The organism is Streptomyces sp. NPDC021225 (assembly GCF_044332865.1).
Classification (GTDB): domain Bacteria; phylum Actinomycetota; class Actinomycetes; order Streptomycetales; family Streptomycetaceae; genus Streptomyces.
In genome coordinates, this window is record NZ_JBIRPV010000004.1 from 292,953 (window position 1) to 306,584 (window position 13,632).

Here is a 13,632-nt window from a genome sequence, read left to right on the forward strand (position 1 = left end):
GCCTCGGGGGCCGCCACCGGCCCCGGCTCAGGGTTTGCGAGCCACGCCCGCGTAGACCGTGACCGGCGGGTCGTCGGGCGCCAGCTCCTCCGTCTCGGCGTCCGGCCGCCAGTGCGACACCAGGACGGGCGCCGGGCCGACGGGCTCCAGGCCGTGGAAGAACCTGGCGACCTCCGCCCGGGTGCGTGGCCGCAGGGTCACCCCGCCCTCGCGGTACAGGGCCACGACCCGCTCCGCCTCCTCCTCGCTGCCGTCGGCGGTGGCGTGCGAGAACACGAGGTGGCTGCCCGGGGCGAGCGCGTCGATCAGGCCGCGCACCAGGTCGTAGGCGCCCTGCTCGTCCGGGATGAAGTGCATGAGCGAGATGAGCGACAGGGCCACCGGCCGGTTCAGATCGAGCACCTCGGCGGCGAGGTCGATGATCTTCCCCGGCTCGCGCACATCGGCCTCGAGGTAGTGGGTGGCGCCCTCCGGTGTGCTGCGCAGCAGGGCCTCGGCGTGGCGCAGCACGATCGGGTCGTTGTCCGTGTAGACCACGCGGGAGTCGGGGGCTATCCGCTGAGCCACCTGGTGGAGGTTGGGCTCGGTGGGGATTCCGGTGCCGATGTCGAGGAACTGGCGGGTGCCGGCGCGGGCGAGCCACTCGGTGGCGCGGTGCATGAACAGGCGGTTGACTTTGGCGGAGGTGGCGACGGTGGGGTCGATGTCCAGGATCTGTACGGCCAGTTGCTCATCGACCGGGTAGTTGTTCTTGCCGCCGAGGATGTAGTCGTAGACACGGGCCGGATGCGGCCTGCTGGTGTCGATTCTGGTGAGCCCGGATTCGGGCCCGGGCACTGACGGTGCTGACATCGGGCGCTCCATGGGGGTCGGCGCGGGTGGGTCGGGAGATGCGGGTGCGTCAGGAGACCAGGAAGTCGGCCTTGCCGGCCTTGGCGCCCTGGATGAAGGCGATGATCTCGCTGCGGGTGTAGATCAGCGCCGGGCCCTCCGGATCGGTGGACTGACGGAGTGCGACCCGGCCGTCGTCCAGCTTCCTGGCCTCGACGCAGTTGCCGCCGTTGCCACCGCTCCACGGCTTGTGCCAGCCCTCGTTGCCGAGGTCGGCCGCGCGCATGCCGTTGTAAATGCGATCCATTCAGAGCTCCTTGCGGAAATCGCGGAGGATTTCCTTTGTGCGTCGTGCGGTTGCCGCCTGGGCCGCCATGCGGTCCAGGACCTCCAGGTGCGAGGCCACCTCGACACGTTCGTCGAGGTAAACGGCGCCGGTCAGGTACTCGACATAGACCATGTCCGGCAGTTCGGGTACAGCGAAGCGGAACAGGACGAAGGGCCCGTAGGTGCCCGGGTGGTGGCCCGAGGCGAACTCCGCGATCTGTAGCGTGACGTTCGGCCGCTCGGTGGCCGCCAGCAGCCGCTCGACCTGCCGCCGCATGATCTCGGGGGTGCCGACGGGCCGGCGCAGCACGGTCTCGTCCATCACCACCCACAGATGCGGGGCGTCCTCGCGGGTGAGCAGCGCCTGGCGCTCCATGCGCAGGGCGACGTGCCGCTCGGCCTCCTCGGTGTCGACCTGGCCGACGGCGCCGGTGCGCATGATGGCCCGGGCGTAGTCCTCGGTCTGGAGCAGGCCGGGGACGAAGTGCGGCTCATAGGCGCGGATGACCGCGGCCGCGCCTTCCAGGCTGACATGCACGCTGAACCAGTCCGGCAGGATGTCGTGGAACCGCTGCCACCAGCCGGGCCGGTTGGCCTCCTCGGTCAGGGTGATGAACGACTGGGCCTCGTCGCCGGTGACGCCGTAGGCGTCCAACAGCATCCGCACATACGGGATCTTCAGGGCGACCTCGGCGGTCTCCATCCTGCGGATGGTGGCGGCGGCCACGTGCAGCACCTGGGCGGCCTCCTCGCGCCGCAGGCCCGCTCTCTCCCGCAGATCCCGCAGACGCTTGCCCAGGACGACCTGGCCCACGGTCGGGGCGGACCGCGGTTCACTCACTTCTACCTCCCGCAGCTGATGCCCGAAGTGTGTCATGCCCTGAATGGAGCGGACACACTGCACTTGCGACTCTGCACTTTTCAGAGTGCCTCTTGCCAAGTGCACAAGGCGTTACGCATAGTGGCGTCGTGATCCCGTCAACTCACGCGGCGCCGCCCAGGCCCCGCTGCCGACGGCGTCTGGAGCTGCCGCCCACGCTGTTCGCCGACGCCGGATACGACGCCGTCGCCCTGCCGGAGCGGCATGGGCGTCAAGTCATGGAGCTGCTGCCCCGGTCGGGCTGTGTGTATTCCGCCGCCGGACGGTGGTGGTGGATCGTCCCGCCACGGTCGGACTGCGGGCTCAACTGGCCCGCGATGGCCCTGTATTCGGTCGGCGCGGTGGTGACCGGCGGATCGTGGCGAGCGGATCCGGCGGACGAGGCGCCCCGGCTGATCCACCGGCCCGAGGGCACCGTGCCGTACACCCACCCGCTGGTGCTGCACATCGCCGTGTGCGCGGTCGCCGGGATCCCCCCGACCTGGCCCGGCTAGGCCCGCCTGGCCGGCCCGGCTGGGCCAGGCCAGGTTCTGTCGGCTAGCTTCTGTCGGCCCCGACGGGCCCCGGGACGGATCCCGGGGCCGCGTCCGCCGTCATGCCCCGCTGTCGGTCTGGAGATACGCGGCCGGGCGGGGATAGCGGCGCAGGGCGCCCCCGCCGGGCGGGTCGTCGCTGTCCATGGACGGACGCGCCGGGGCCGGAGTGGCCGGAGCCGGAGCCGGATCCGGGGCGGGGGCCGGGTCCGCGACCACCGTCGGCATGTAGATGAGGGTGTCGTCCATCGACGAGCGGTCCGCCGCGACGGCCGCCGGGTCCGGCGCGTACACCGTCATCCGCCCACCCGTGGGCGGCTGTTGGGCGGCCTGCGCGGGCTGGGCAGGCTGCACGGTCTGGGCGGGCTGCGGCGCGCTCTGCTGGGCCGGCTGCTGGAGGGCCTGCTGCATGGCCTGGAGCCGGGCGTACGCGCCCGTCGCCTGCTGCTGGGCCTGAGGGGCTGCCTGGAAGGTCTGGGTGAGCTGTGGCTGCGGCGTGGGCTGGAGGGCCTGCCAGGACGGCACCTGGCCGGCGGGGGTGTACGCGGCGGGGGCCAGCTCGGCCATCGGCTGCGCCTGGGGCTGGGGATAGGCCGCGGGCATCGCCTGCTGCCCCGCGTACAGCCCATAGCCGTCCTGGACGGGCTGGAGCGGGGTGGCTGGGTAGAGCGCGGGCTGCGGCGTCTGCACGGACTGGAGAAGCTGCTGAAGCTCGGACTGCGGCTGCGGCAGCGCGTACGACGTCTGCTGCGGCAGCGCGTACGAGGGCTGCTGCGGCAGGGCGTACGACGGCTGCTGCTCCACCATGTAGGACGGCTGCTCCAGCAGGTAGGAGGGCTGCTGGTCCAGGGAGGGCTGCGGGGCGTACCAGGCCGTGCCGTACAGCACCGTGCTCAGCCCGGTCAGCAGCCGCTGCACATCAGGCTGGGAGCGCACCACCAGCCGCATGAACTGGCTGCTGCTGCCGAGCTTGTTGCCGCATTCGCGGACCAGTACGCCGTGTTCGGACAGCAGCCGGTCGCGCACCTGGGCGCCGTCGGCGCCCTCCGGGAGCTTGACGAACACGAAGTTGCCCTGGGACGGGTAGACCGTCAGCCCGGGCAGGTTGGCCAGCTGGGCGGTCATATCGTGTCGGTCGCGGCTGAGCATGCGCAGGCTCTGCGCGTACTCCGGCTGGTATCGCTTCAGCATGAAGACGATGACCTCGGCGAAGGAATTGAGATTCCATTTCGGCAACCGGGAGCGGATCTGGACGGCGAGCGCCGGATTGGCGACCAGGTAGCCGAAACGGACCCCGTGCAGGCCGAAGTTCTTGCCGAGGCTGCGCAGCACGATGACATTGGGCCGCAGTACCGCCTCGTCCACGACGCTCGGATACGCCTCGGCGTCGGCGAACTCCAGGAAGGACTCGTCGATGACGACCAGATCGAGGTCGGCGAGCGCGTCCATCATGGAGACGACGGCCTGCCGGGACAGCAGCCCGCCGTCGGGGTTGTTCGGGTTGCAGATCACCGCGACCCGCGAGCCCCGGGCCCTGACGAAGGAGACGAAGGCGTCCGGGTCGAGCCGGAAGCCGTCCATCTCCGGGAGCTGGAACATGTCGACCCGCTTGCCGGTCTCCATCGGCTGGTCGGTCCACCGGCCGAAGGTGGGTATCGGCACCGCCAGGCTCTCCTTGACCAGCAGGTGGTCGATCCAGGTGATGAGCTCGGTCGAGCCGTTGCCCATCGCCATGGTCTGCGGCTGGAGCCCCAGCAGACTGGCCAGTTCGGCGGTGATGGTGTCCGCCGAGCTCGGGTAGTACGTGAGGATGTCCCGCAGCCGGACCGCCAGCACCGCGAACATGGCGGGCGTGGGGAAGTACGGGTTGCAGGGGATGCAGAAGTCGACGACGTCCTGGCCCACTCCCGCGCGGGAGAGGGAGAAGTAGGACGGGCTGTGGTTGGTGCCACGGAACAGTTCCGTGGCATTACCGGAATTGCCGACTGCGGCAACAGTCACAGCAGGACCTCCTCGGTCACGGGGCCGTGCGGACACGACCGTTGCTGCTCTGTCTCCAGAGCCTGCTGCATGATCCCTCAATCGTCACTCTGCTGAGGATTTTCGTGGGGTGTTTGAGAAGTTCGGGACAGGGGAACAAGTGGGCGGTTATCATTCCGCCTCAAAATCGTGTTCGGTTCGATGCTGTCCGGCCACCCAGACTGCCACTTGAGCCCGGGAGTTGAACCCGAGTTTGCTCAGAATGCGCTCGATATGGCCCTCGGCGGTGCGCTGGGCGATCACCAGCGCGGCCGCGATCTCCTTGTTGCTCAACCCCTGGGCGACCAGTCGCGCGATCTCGGTCTCGCGCGGCGTCAGCGGCGAGGGCTGCTCGGCCTCCGCGACCGGGGCCCGGGCGGGCAGCTGATCCAGGAGCGCGTACGTGAGCGCCTCGTCGTAGGAGAGCCGGACGCCCTCCTTGACCGCCGCCTGGAACGCCTGCTTGCCCAGGGCCCGCTGGGTGTCCGCCGCGCAGGCCTCGTGGTAACGGATGAGATGTCCGTACCCCGACAGCGGGGCGCCGATGCTCTGCCAGATGTTCCGCAGGGCGCCCAATATCCTGGCGGCCCGCTGGTATCCCTTCTGCGAGGCCGAGATCCAGGCCAGCACCTCCAGGTTGACCCCGACTCCCAGCGGGTCGTCCAGTGAGCGGTTGAAGGTCAGGCTCTCCCGCTCCAGGGCGGCCGCGCGTTCGTGGTCGCCCTGGCGCCACACCTCGACGCCGAGCGCCATCGTCGCGTACGCGCGGTGCCAGCCCTCCCCGTACGCGTCGCACACCGCCAGCGACTCCTCGCCCAGCGCGATGGCGCGCGGCGAGTCGCCCAGGAAGGAGTGGGTCAGGGAGAGCCGGATGAGCGCGAGCGCCAGCCCCACCGGGTCGTCGGCGGCGCGATGGCGCACCACCGCCTCCTCGTAGAGCCCGATCGCCGACTCGGGGTCGTCCCGGCACATGGCGATCATCCCGGAGTAGAGCGCCACATAGCCGAGGACCGCGTCGCGCCCCAGCCGGACACCGAGCGCCCGGCACTCCTCCAGCATGGCGGCGGCCGCCTCGATGTCGGTCTGGATGATGGCCAGCCAGCTGTCGGTCCACAACGCGCGGGCGCGCGTCTCGGTGGGCTCGGCGCACAGGGCCAGGCCCCGGTCCAACCAGCCGCGCCCCTCGGCGAGGTAGTAGCTGGTGATCCAGTGGTAGAGCAGGTCGGTCGCGATGCCGAGCCCGGCCGCGGCCTGCCCGGGCTCGGTGAAGCTGTACTCCAGCGCGGTGCGCAGATTGGCGTGCTCCCGCTGGAGCCGGGCGAACCACGACACCTGGGTGGGGCCGAACAGCTCCGCGCGGGCCGTGGCCGCCAGCCGCTGGTAGTAGTCCCGGTGGCGGCGCAGCCGCACCGCCTCCTCCCCGGCCGCCGAGAGCCGTTCCCGGCCGTAGTGGCGCAGCGTGTCCAGCATCCGGTAGCGGACCGCCTCCGGGTGGTCCTCCCGGATCAGCACCGACTTGTCCACCAGCCCGGCCACCAGATCCAGCACGTCCTCGCGGTGGATGCCGTCCCCGCCGCACACCGCCTCGGCCGCGTCCAAGTCCAGGCTCCCGGCGAACACCGAGACCCGGGCCCACAGCAGCTGTTCTTTCCCGGTGCACAGGTCGTAGCTCCAGTCGACGAGCGCCCGCAGCGTCTGATGGCGCGGCAGGACGGCCCGCGAGCCCGTGGTGAGCAGCCGGAACCGGTCGTCCAGCCGGTCGAGCAGCTGCTGTACGGACAGCGCCCGCAGCCGTACCGCCGCCAGCTCGATGCCCAGCGGGATGCCGTCCAGCTGGCGGCAGACCCGCTCCACCGCGTCCCGGTTGGTCTCGGTGACGGAGAACCCGGGCAGGATGGCGCCGGCCCGCTCCACGAACAGCCGCACCGCGTCGCACTGTGCCAGTGCCGCGGTGGACAGCCGGGGGCCCCTGGCGTCCGGCAGTGCCAGCGTCGGGACGGACAGGGTCTGCTCGCCCGCGGTGCCCAGCGCCTGCCGGCTGGTGGCCAGGACGCGCAGCCGGGGGGCCTCGCGCAGCAGCCGGCCGGTGAGCAGGGCGCAGGCCTCTATCAGCTGCTCGCAGTTGTCCAGGAGGATCAGTGCCTGCTTGTCCCGCAGGTGGTCGACCAGGGCCTCGACCGCGGGCCGGGAGGAGTGGTCCCGCAGCTCCAGGGCCTCGCTGACGCTCTGCGGCAGCAGCCCGGGGTCGGCCAGCGCGGCCAGCTCGACCAGCCACACGCCGTCCGGGAACGCGCGGCGCGCGTCCTCGGCCACCCGCAGCGCCAGCCGGGTCTTGCCGACCCCGCCCACGCCGGTCAGGGTCACCAGCCGTGAGGCGGACAGCAGCCGTTTGACCTCGGCCGCCTCGTGCCGACGCCCCACAAAACTCGTCACCTCGGCCGGCAGCCTTCCGGTGTGCCGACCGTTCGAGGTGCCTGATGCCACCGCGCTCATGGATGCCTCGAACCAGTCCCGGCCGCCGGGTCTCCTTCTCGGGCCATCGGGCCGGGCCCGACGCTTCCAGGCTATGCCTGGCCTCTTGGGGGCGCGCGGGTCCGGGGAGGCGCCGGGCGGGCGGGGCGGGGGAGACACAGGGAGAATGGTGGTAATGCGCCGTTTGGGGCCGTGTGGGGAGTGCAGGCCGGCGGCCGGAGGCGGTGGCAGGACGGAAGCGAAGGACATCGCATGACGGCGACGCGTGACGAGGGCGGGCGCCGCGGCGGGGCCGGGCCCGCCCGCGGGCCGGGAGCGGCCGGTGCGGCGGTGTCGGCCGGTGCGTCCGGGCTGGTCGGCCGGGCGGGCGAGCTGTCCGAGGCCCGGCAGCTGCTCGGGCGTACGCGGCTGCTCACCCTCACCGGCGTCGCGGGGGTCGGCAAGACCCGGCTGGCGTTCGGCGTGGCCGATCTGATGCGCGGGGAGTTCCCGGACGGCGTGTGGACGGTCGAGCTCGCCGCGCTGGAGGACCGGAGCCTGCTCCCGCAGACCGTCGCCGGCGCGGTGGGGCTGCGGGACCAGGCCGCGCGGTCGGCGGTGGAGCTGCTCGGGGATCATCTGAGCGGCAAGCGGGCGCTGCTGGTCCTCGACAACTGCGAGCACCTGGTGGAATCCTGCGCGCGGCTCGCCGACAGCCTGCTGCGGCGCGCCCCCCGGCTGTGCGTGCTGGCCACCAGCCGTGAGCCGCTGCGGGTGCAGGGGGAGACGGTCCTGTGGGTGCCCTCCCTGCCCGTGCCCGAGCCGCACCGGCGGCACCACCCGGAGGCGCTGGCCCGCTGCCCGGCGGTGGAGCTCTTCGTGGCCCGCGCGGTGCGGGCCTCGCCCTCGTTCACCCTCGGCCCGCACAACGCCGACACCGTGGCCCTGCTGTGCGAGCGGCTGGACGGACTCCCGCTGGCCATCGAGCTGGCCGCCGCCGTACTGCGGACTCTCGACCCCGAGCAGGTGCTGGACCGGATGGACCGGTGCCTGGAGCCCGCGGCGGGGGAGGCCGGGGTAGCGGAGCCCGCGGCGGGGGAAGCCGCCCCTGCCCGGGCCCGCCACGAGACCCTGGGCGCGGCCGTCGACTGGAGCTTCGACCTGTGCTCCCCGGGCGAGCGGGCCCTGTGGGCCCGGGTGTCGGTGTTCGCCGGGGACTTCGACCTGCGGGCGGCGGAGGAGATCTGCTCCGGCGACGGCCTGGCCCGCGAGGACGTGCTCGACCTGGTGACCGGGCTGGTCGACAAGTCGGTTCTGGTGCGGGAGGAGCGGGGCGGCCGGGTCCGCTACCGGCTGCTGGAGACGATCCGCAAGTACGGCCGGGCGCGGCTGGCCGGATACGGGCAGGCCGCGGCGGCGCGGCGGCGCCACCGCGACTGGTACCGCGACCTGGTGCGCGAGGCCGAGGAGGAGTGGCTCACCCCGCGCCAGGAGGAGTGGCTCACCCGGCTGCGCGGCGAGATCGCGAATCTCCGCGCGGCCCTGGAGTTCTGCTGCGCCGAGCCCGGCGAGGCCCGCGCCGGTCTGGAGATCGCCGCAGGGCTGTGGCCCCACTGGATCTGCGGCGGCAGCCTCGGCGAGGGCCGCCACTGGCTCGGCCAGGCGCTGTGGCTCGCGCCCGAGAGCAGCGAGGCCCGGGGCAAGGCCCTGTGGGTGGACGCGTGGCTCGCGACGCTCCAGGGGGACACGGCCGCGGCGCTGCCCCGGCTCGACGAGTGCCGGGAGCTGGCCCTCCGGCTCGGGCACGAGCCCACCCTGATCCGCGCCACCCAGCACCGGGGCGGCCTCGCGCTGTACGAGGGCGACTTCCCCCGGTCGATCCGCCTCATCGAGAAGGCGCTGGAGGGCCACCGCGCGGCCGGTGACCGCAACGGCGTCATGAGCGCCCTCTACCAGCTGACCATGGCCTGCTCCCTGTACGGCGACGCCCGGGCCTCGGCCTTCGGCGAGGAGTGCCTGGCGCTGTGCGAGGCCGGCGGGGCCCAGTGGGCCCGCTCCTACGCGCTGTGGGCGCTGGGCCTGCACACCTGGCGCCGCGGCGACCGGCGGCGCGCCACCACCCTGGTGCGGGACGCCCTGCGCACCCGGTGGGCGGTGCGCGACAGGTGGGGGATGGCGCTGTGCCTGGAGGTGCTGGCCTGGACCGCGGCCTCCGGCGGACAGTCCGGGCACGGCGCGCGGCTGCTCGGCGCGGCGGACGCGATGTGGAGCTCCCTGGGCGCCTCGCCCTCGGGGTTCCGGCACCTGGCCGCCGTGCACGACGAGGTCGCCGCCCGGCTGCGCGCCGACCTGGGCGGCGCCGCGTACGCCGCCGCGTACCGGGCAGGGACGCGGCTGACGGACGACGAGGCCGCGGCCGCCGCGCTCCACGCCCCCCACCGGCCCCGCCCCCGCGGCCGCCGCGCGGCCTCGGCCGGCGCGTGAGCCCAGCGGCGGGCGGAGGCGAACCGAGCCCTAAATAAGGAGGCGAGTGAGCCCCGAAAGACCACTCAGGTACCCATGCGGGGATTTCTCCCCTCCCCGGGGGATGTCCCCGGACGCATGCTGAATGCCTCGATTCCGGATTCCGCCGGAAGTCGGCGGAAGATCGAAGGCCCGAGCCATGTGTGACCACCAGCCTCCCTGCCCGCCCGCCGAAGCCACCGATCACGATTCGGCGCGTCTCGTGGCAACCCACCCCGAGCAGGGGTGGAGCCTCCTGTGCAACGGTGTGGTGATCTTCGCGGACACGGGTGAGCTGCTCCCCGACGGACGCGTCGTCCCCGCCCCCCGTACCTCCCCGGACCAGACCGCATGACGAATGCACCCACCGTGGCCCTCGCGCCACCGCCCGGCACCCTCCGGCGGCCGGCGCGGCGTGGAGCCCGCGCCGCCGACCGGGGGGTGTCCTGGGTGCTGCCGCCCCATCCCTCCTCGGTGTCCACCGCCCGGCGGCTGGTGCTGTCGCAGCTGGCCGTATGGGCGCTGGCAGGCCCGACGGACGATGCGGAACTGCTGGTGAGCGAGGTCGTCACCAACGCGCTGCGCTACACCGGGGGGCCGGTGCGGCTGACGCTGTGCCTGTGCCCCGCGGAGGACGCGCTGCGCTGTGAGGTGGAGGACGCCGACCCCACGCCCCCGTGTGCCCGTGAGGCCTGCGAGGACGACGAGGGGGGCCGGGGCCTCTACATGATCGACCTGCTGGCCCGCTGCTGGGGCAGCCAGCGGACGGGCTCGGGTAAGACGGTGTGGTTCGAGCTGCACATCCGTCCCGGCGCCGAGGGACACCCCGACGCCCCCTGATCAACAACGACATGTGACCCTCGACGAAAGGAGATGCCATCGGACGGTACAGCGCAAACACGCACTCCGTGATGCCGAATGGCCCGGGGACCGGAAGGTGAGTGCCCTCCACCGCGACTTCCGGCCCCGGGCCTCGCCACGCCCGCCCGGCGGGCCGCCGCGGCGGTGGCGCGAACACCGATTCCGTAGGGCATCACCGATCACTGACGCATCGGTTGATCACCTTCGTATCACTCGTGTAGCCTTGTGATCGCATTGAGTAGCATATTTTGTCCGGCTTATCGCAGCGGGTTGGGGCGCGAGGGGGCTTGTGATGGACCGGACCGGCGAATCCTGGTTATCCGGCTCCCTGATCGGGCGCTCCCGCGAGCTGGCGGCCCTGGGTGAGCACGCCGAGGCGGCGCGCTCCGGGCGCGCCGGGTTGGTCATCCTGTCCGGCCCGGCCGGTATCGGCAAGACCAGTCTGCTGCACGCCTTTGTGAACGGCGGGGCGTGCCGGGACATGACGGTGCTCCACGGCAGATGCGGCGAGGTCGTCACCAACGCGGGCTACGGCGGCGTACGGGCCCTGTTCGGCCGCTTGGGGCTGTCCGAAGCCGACACAGCCGACGGCGCCGAGGAATCCCCGCTGCTGCGGGGCAGCGCCCGCCGCGCGTTGCCCGCCCTGCGGCCCCGCCCCGGCGAGGAGGGGCCGGGCACGGCCGCGACCGTCTACCCCGTGCTGCACGGGCTCTACTGGCTCACGGTCAATCTGACGGCGCGCGGCCCGCTGGTGCTCGTCCTGGACGACGCGCACTGGTGCGACGAGCGGTCGCTGCGCTGGATCGACTTTCTGCTGCGCCGCGCGGACGACCTGCCGCTGCTGGTGGTGCTGGCCCGGCGCACCGAGGCCGAGCCCGCCGCCCCCGGCGCCCTCACGGACATCGCCGCCCACCCCCGCTCCACGGCGCTGCGTCTGGAGCCGCTGACCGAGGACGGGGTGGGGGAGATGGTCGGGCGGGTCTTCCCGGCGCCCGTGGACCCCTCCTTCGTCGAGCGCGCCGCGGCCGTCTCCGGGGGCAACCCGCTGAAGCTCGCCAGGCTGCTGGGCGAGTTGCGGTCCAGGGGTGCGTCGCCGGACGAGAAGAGCCTGGGCGCGGTCGCCGAAGTGGGCCAGGGCGTGGTCGCGCTGTCCGTGCGCGCCCTGCTGGACCGCCTGCCCGCCTGGGCGCGCGATGTGGCCACGTCGATCGCGGTGCTCGGCGAGGTGGAGTCGGAGCGGGCCGAGCACGTCGGGGCGCTGGCCGGAGTGCCCGCCGCGCTGGTCGAGGAGGCCGTGGCGGCGCTGCGGCGCGCGGAGGTGGTCGCCCCCGACCGGCTGGAGCCGGCGCATGACGTGGTGCGCTCGGCGCTGCTGGACTCGGCCGCCGCCGAGGAACTGGGCGAGCTGCGGGTCAGGGCGGCCCTGTTGCTCAGCGACGCCGGGCGGCCGGCCGAGGAGGTCGCGGGCCAGCTGCTGCTGGTGCCCGCCGTGGACCAGCCGTGGATGACGCGGGTCCTGCGGGACGCGGCCGCGCTGGCCGAGACCCGGGGCGCCCCCGAGGCCGCGGTCCGCTATCTGTACCGGGTCCTGGAGGCGGAGCCGGACAGCGTGTCGGCGCGCGCCCAACTGGCCAGGTCGCTGGCGGAGATCAACCCGCGCGAGGCCATCGGGCTGCTGGAGGAGGCGCTGGAGCTGGCCCTGGACATACGCGTCCGGGCGACCATCGCCGTCCAGCTGGGGATGGCCTGTCTGACCGTGCAGCGGGCGCCCGCCGCCGTGCGGGTGCTCGGCGAGGTCCTGGACGCGCTGGAGGCCGAGCTGGGGTCCGGCCCCCACCCCGATCCCGCCGACCGCGAGCTGCGCGCCCTCGTCCAGTCGGTGCTGCTGATCACGGGGTGCGACGAGAAGGCGACGATCACCGCCGTCCGCGCCCGCTTCGCGCGGATGGCCGCCCCGGCCGGGGACACCCCGGCGCAGCGTCAGATATTGGCCATGATGAGCGTGCTGACGGCGATGGACGGCCGCTCGGCGGAGCGGGCGGTGCGGCAGGCGCGGCGCGCGCAGCGGGGGTCGGACGCCGCGACCGGCACCCTGCCGCTGATCTTCTCCTCGCTGGCGCTCTCCCTCGCCGACGAGGTCCAGGGCTCGCTGGAGGCGCTGGACCGCTCGCTGCGCTACAGCCAGGAGAACGCGGCGGTGTGGACGTATGTGCTCGCCCTGTCCTCCCGCGCCCTGATGCTGCACGCGATGGGCGAGATCCCGGACGCGCTGGCGGACGCCCAGACCGCGGTGGAGATCATCGCCGGGGAGCGCTGGAGCGGCCATGTGACCATGCCTCAGACGGCGCTGGCCACGGCGCTCGTCGACCGCGGCGAGCCGGAGCGGGCCGAGGCGCTGCTGGAGAAGATCGACCGGCCGAACCTGGACGGCTTCGTGCTGGAGTACCACTTCTATCTGATGGCGCGGGCGCGGGCCCGCTGGGCGCTGGGCGACGGCGAGACGGCGCTCGGCCTGCTGCTGGACTGCGGCAGGTCCCTGGAGGAGACGGGGTTCACCAACCCGGCGTTCGCGCCCTGGTGGGTCGAGGCGGCCTGTCTGCTGGCGGAGTTGAAGCGTCCGGAGGAGGCCGGGGACATCGTCGAGTGGGGCGCCGGCCTCGCCGAGCGGTGGGGGACGTCCCGGGCGCTCGGGCTGGCCGCGCTCGCCCGTGGTGTGACCACCGGGGGAAGCCGGGGCGTCGAGCTTCTCGCCGAGTCGGTCGAGTCGCTGTCCCGGTCGCCCGCCAGGGCCGAACACGCCAGGGCCGAGTATCTGCTGGGCGGGGCGTTGCTGGAGGCGGGCGACCCGCGCGGCGCCCGTGAGCATCTGCGGACCGCCGCCGACCTCGCCTGGCGCTGCGGGGCGCTCGCGCTCGCCAAGGAGGCCCGGCGGCGGCTGGTCGCCTCCGGCGGGCGGATGCGGGAGATCACCGCCTCGCCGCTGGATCTGCTGACCGGCATGGAGCGCACGGTCGCGAACCTCGCCGCGGCCGGGGCGGGCAACCGCGAGATAGCGGAGTCGCTGTTCATCACGGTGCGCACCGTCGAGATGCATCTGACCGGCGTCTACCGCAAGTTGAGCGTCGGTCACCGGGCCGAGCTCGGCGCCGTGCTGCACACCCGGAGCGCCCCCGATCCACGGGCGCCGGCCTGGGTTTCCGCGTCCCGCGGGCGGAGTTGAGCGGTGCG

Annotated in this window: 10 protein-coding genes; 5 read left to right on the top strand and 5 right to left on the bottom strand. The window is 73.1% G+C overall.

Annotated elements, in window-relative coordinates; genetic code table 11:
• Nucleotides 1-27 precede the first annotated feature (27 nt).
• From ACH4S9_RS19920 to ACH4S9_RS19930, 3 genes are all read right to left on the bottom strand, one after another.
• Nucleotides 28-837 carry an SAM-dependent methyltransferase gene (locus ACH4S9_RS19920; RefSeq protein WP_385337231.1) on the bottom strand — a complete coding sequence of 270 codons (810 nt, stop codon included), beginning with the start codon at nucleotides 835-837 and terminating at the stop codon, nucleotides 28-30.
• A gap of 64 nt (nucleotides 838-901) precedes the next feature.
• A complete protein-coding gene (locus ACH4S9_RS19925) occupies nucleotides 902-1,138 on the bottom strand; it encodes a DUF397 domain-containing protein (protein ID WP_311725411.1) in 237 nt (78 codons plus the stop codon).
• Nucleotides 1,139-1,999: a helix-turn-helix transcriptional regulator gene (locus tag ACH4S9_RS19930; protein ID WP_311725412.1), complete on the bottom strand. Its 861-nt coding sequence runs from the start codon at nucleotides 1,997-1,999 to the stop codon at nucleotides 1,139-1,141. It abuts the gene before it with no gap.
• A 128-nt stretch (nucleotides 2,000-2,127) separates the two neighbouring features.
• Here ACH4S9_RS19930 and ACH4S9_RS19935 point away from each other — a divergent pair, with 128 nt between their 5' ends.
• Complete coding sequence (locus ACH4S9_RS19935; protein WP_311725413.1) at nucleotides 2,128-2,532, top strand: hypothetical protein; 405 nt, start codon at nucleotides 2,128-2,130, stop codon at nucleotides 2,530-2,532.
• 99 nt (nucleotides 2,533-2,631) lie between these two features.
• On the opposite strand, the gene ACH4S9_RS19940 is transcribed toward ACH4S9_RS19935, so the two are convergent.
• The gene (locus tag ACH4S9_RS19940; protein WP_398373332.1) at nucleotides 2,632-4,572 is read right to left on the bottom strand and encodes an aminotransferase class I/II-fold pyridoxal phosphate-dependent enzyme; all 1,941 of its coding nucleotides are present in this window, start codon (nucleotides 4,570-4,572) and stop codon (nucleotides 2,632-2,634) included.
• Between the two features lie 150 nt (nucleotides 4,573-4,722).
• Nucleotides 4,723-7,011 carry an ATP-binding protein gene (locus ACH4S9_RS19945; RefSeq protein WP_398373334.1) on the bottom strand — a complete coding sequence of 763 codons (2,289 nt, stop codon included), beginning with the start codon at nucleotides 7,009-7,011 and terminating at the stop codon, nucleotides 4,723-4,725.
• A gap of 303 nt (nucleotides 7,012-7,314) precedes the next feature.
• Here ACH4S9_RS19945 and ACH4S9_RS19950 point away from each other — a divergent pair, with 303 nt between their 5' ends.
• The 4 genes from ACH4S9_RS19950 to ACH4S9_RS19965 all read left to right on the top strand — a co-directional run bounded on the left by ACH4S9_RS19950 (nucleotide 7,315) and on the right by ACH4S9_RS19965 (nucleotide 13,624).
• The gene (locus ACH4S9_RS19950) at nucleotides 7,315-9,525 is read left to right on the top strand and encodes an ATP-binding protein (protein ID WP_398373336.1); all 2,211 of its coding nucleotides are present in this window, start codon (nucleotides 7,315-7,317) and stop codon (nucleotides 9,523-9,525) included.
• A 178-nt stretch (nucleotides 9,526-9,703) separates the two neighbouring features.
• A complete protein-coding gene (locus tag ACH4S9_RS19955; RefSeq protein ID WP_311725417.1) occupies nucleotides 9,704-9,898 on the top strand; it encodes a DUF5999 family protein in 195 nt (64 codons plus the stop codon).
• Complete coding sequence (locus tag ACH4S9_RS19960; RefSeq protein WP_398373339.1) at nucleotides 9,895-10,383, top strand: ATP-binding protein; 489 nt, start codon at nucleotides 9,895-9,897, stop codon at nucleotides 10,381-10,383. Before ACH4S9_RS19955 ends, ACH4S9_RS19960 begins: the two co-directional genes overlap by 4 nt.
• 313 nt (nucleotides 10,384-10,696) lie before the next feature.
• On the top strand, nucleotides 10,697-13,624 hold the full coding sequence (locus tag ACH4S9_RS19965; protein WP_398373341.1) for an AAA family ATPase: 2,928 nt from the start codon (nucleotides 10,697-10,699) through the stop codon (nucleotides 13,622-13,624).
• Nucleotides 13,625-13,632: the final 8 nt, after the last annotated feature.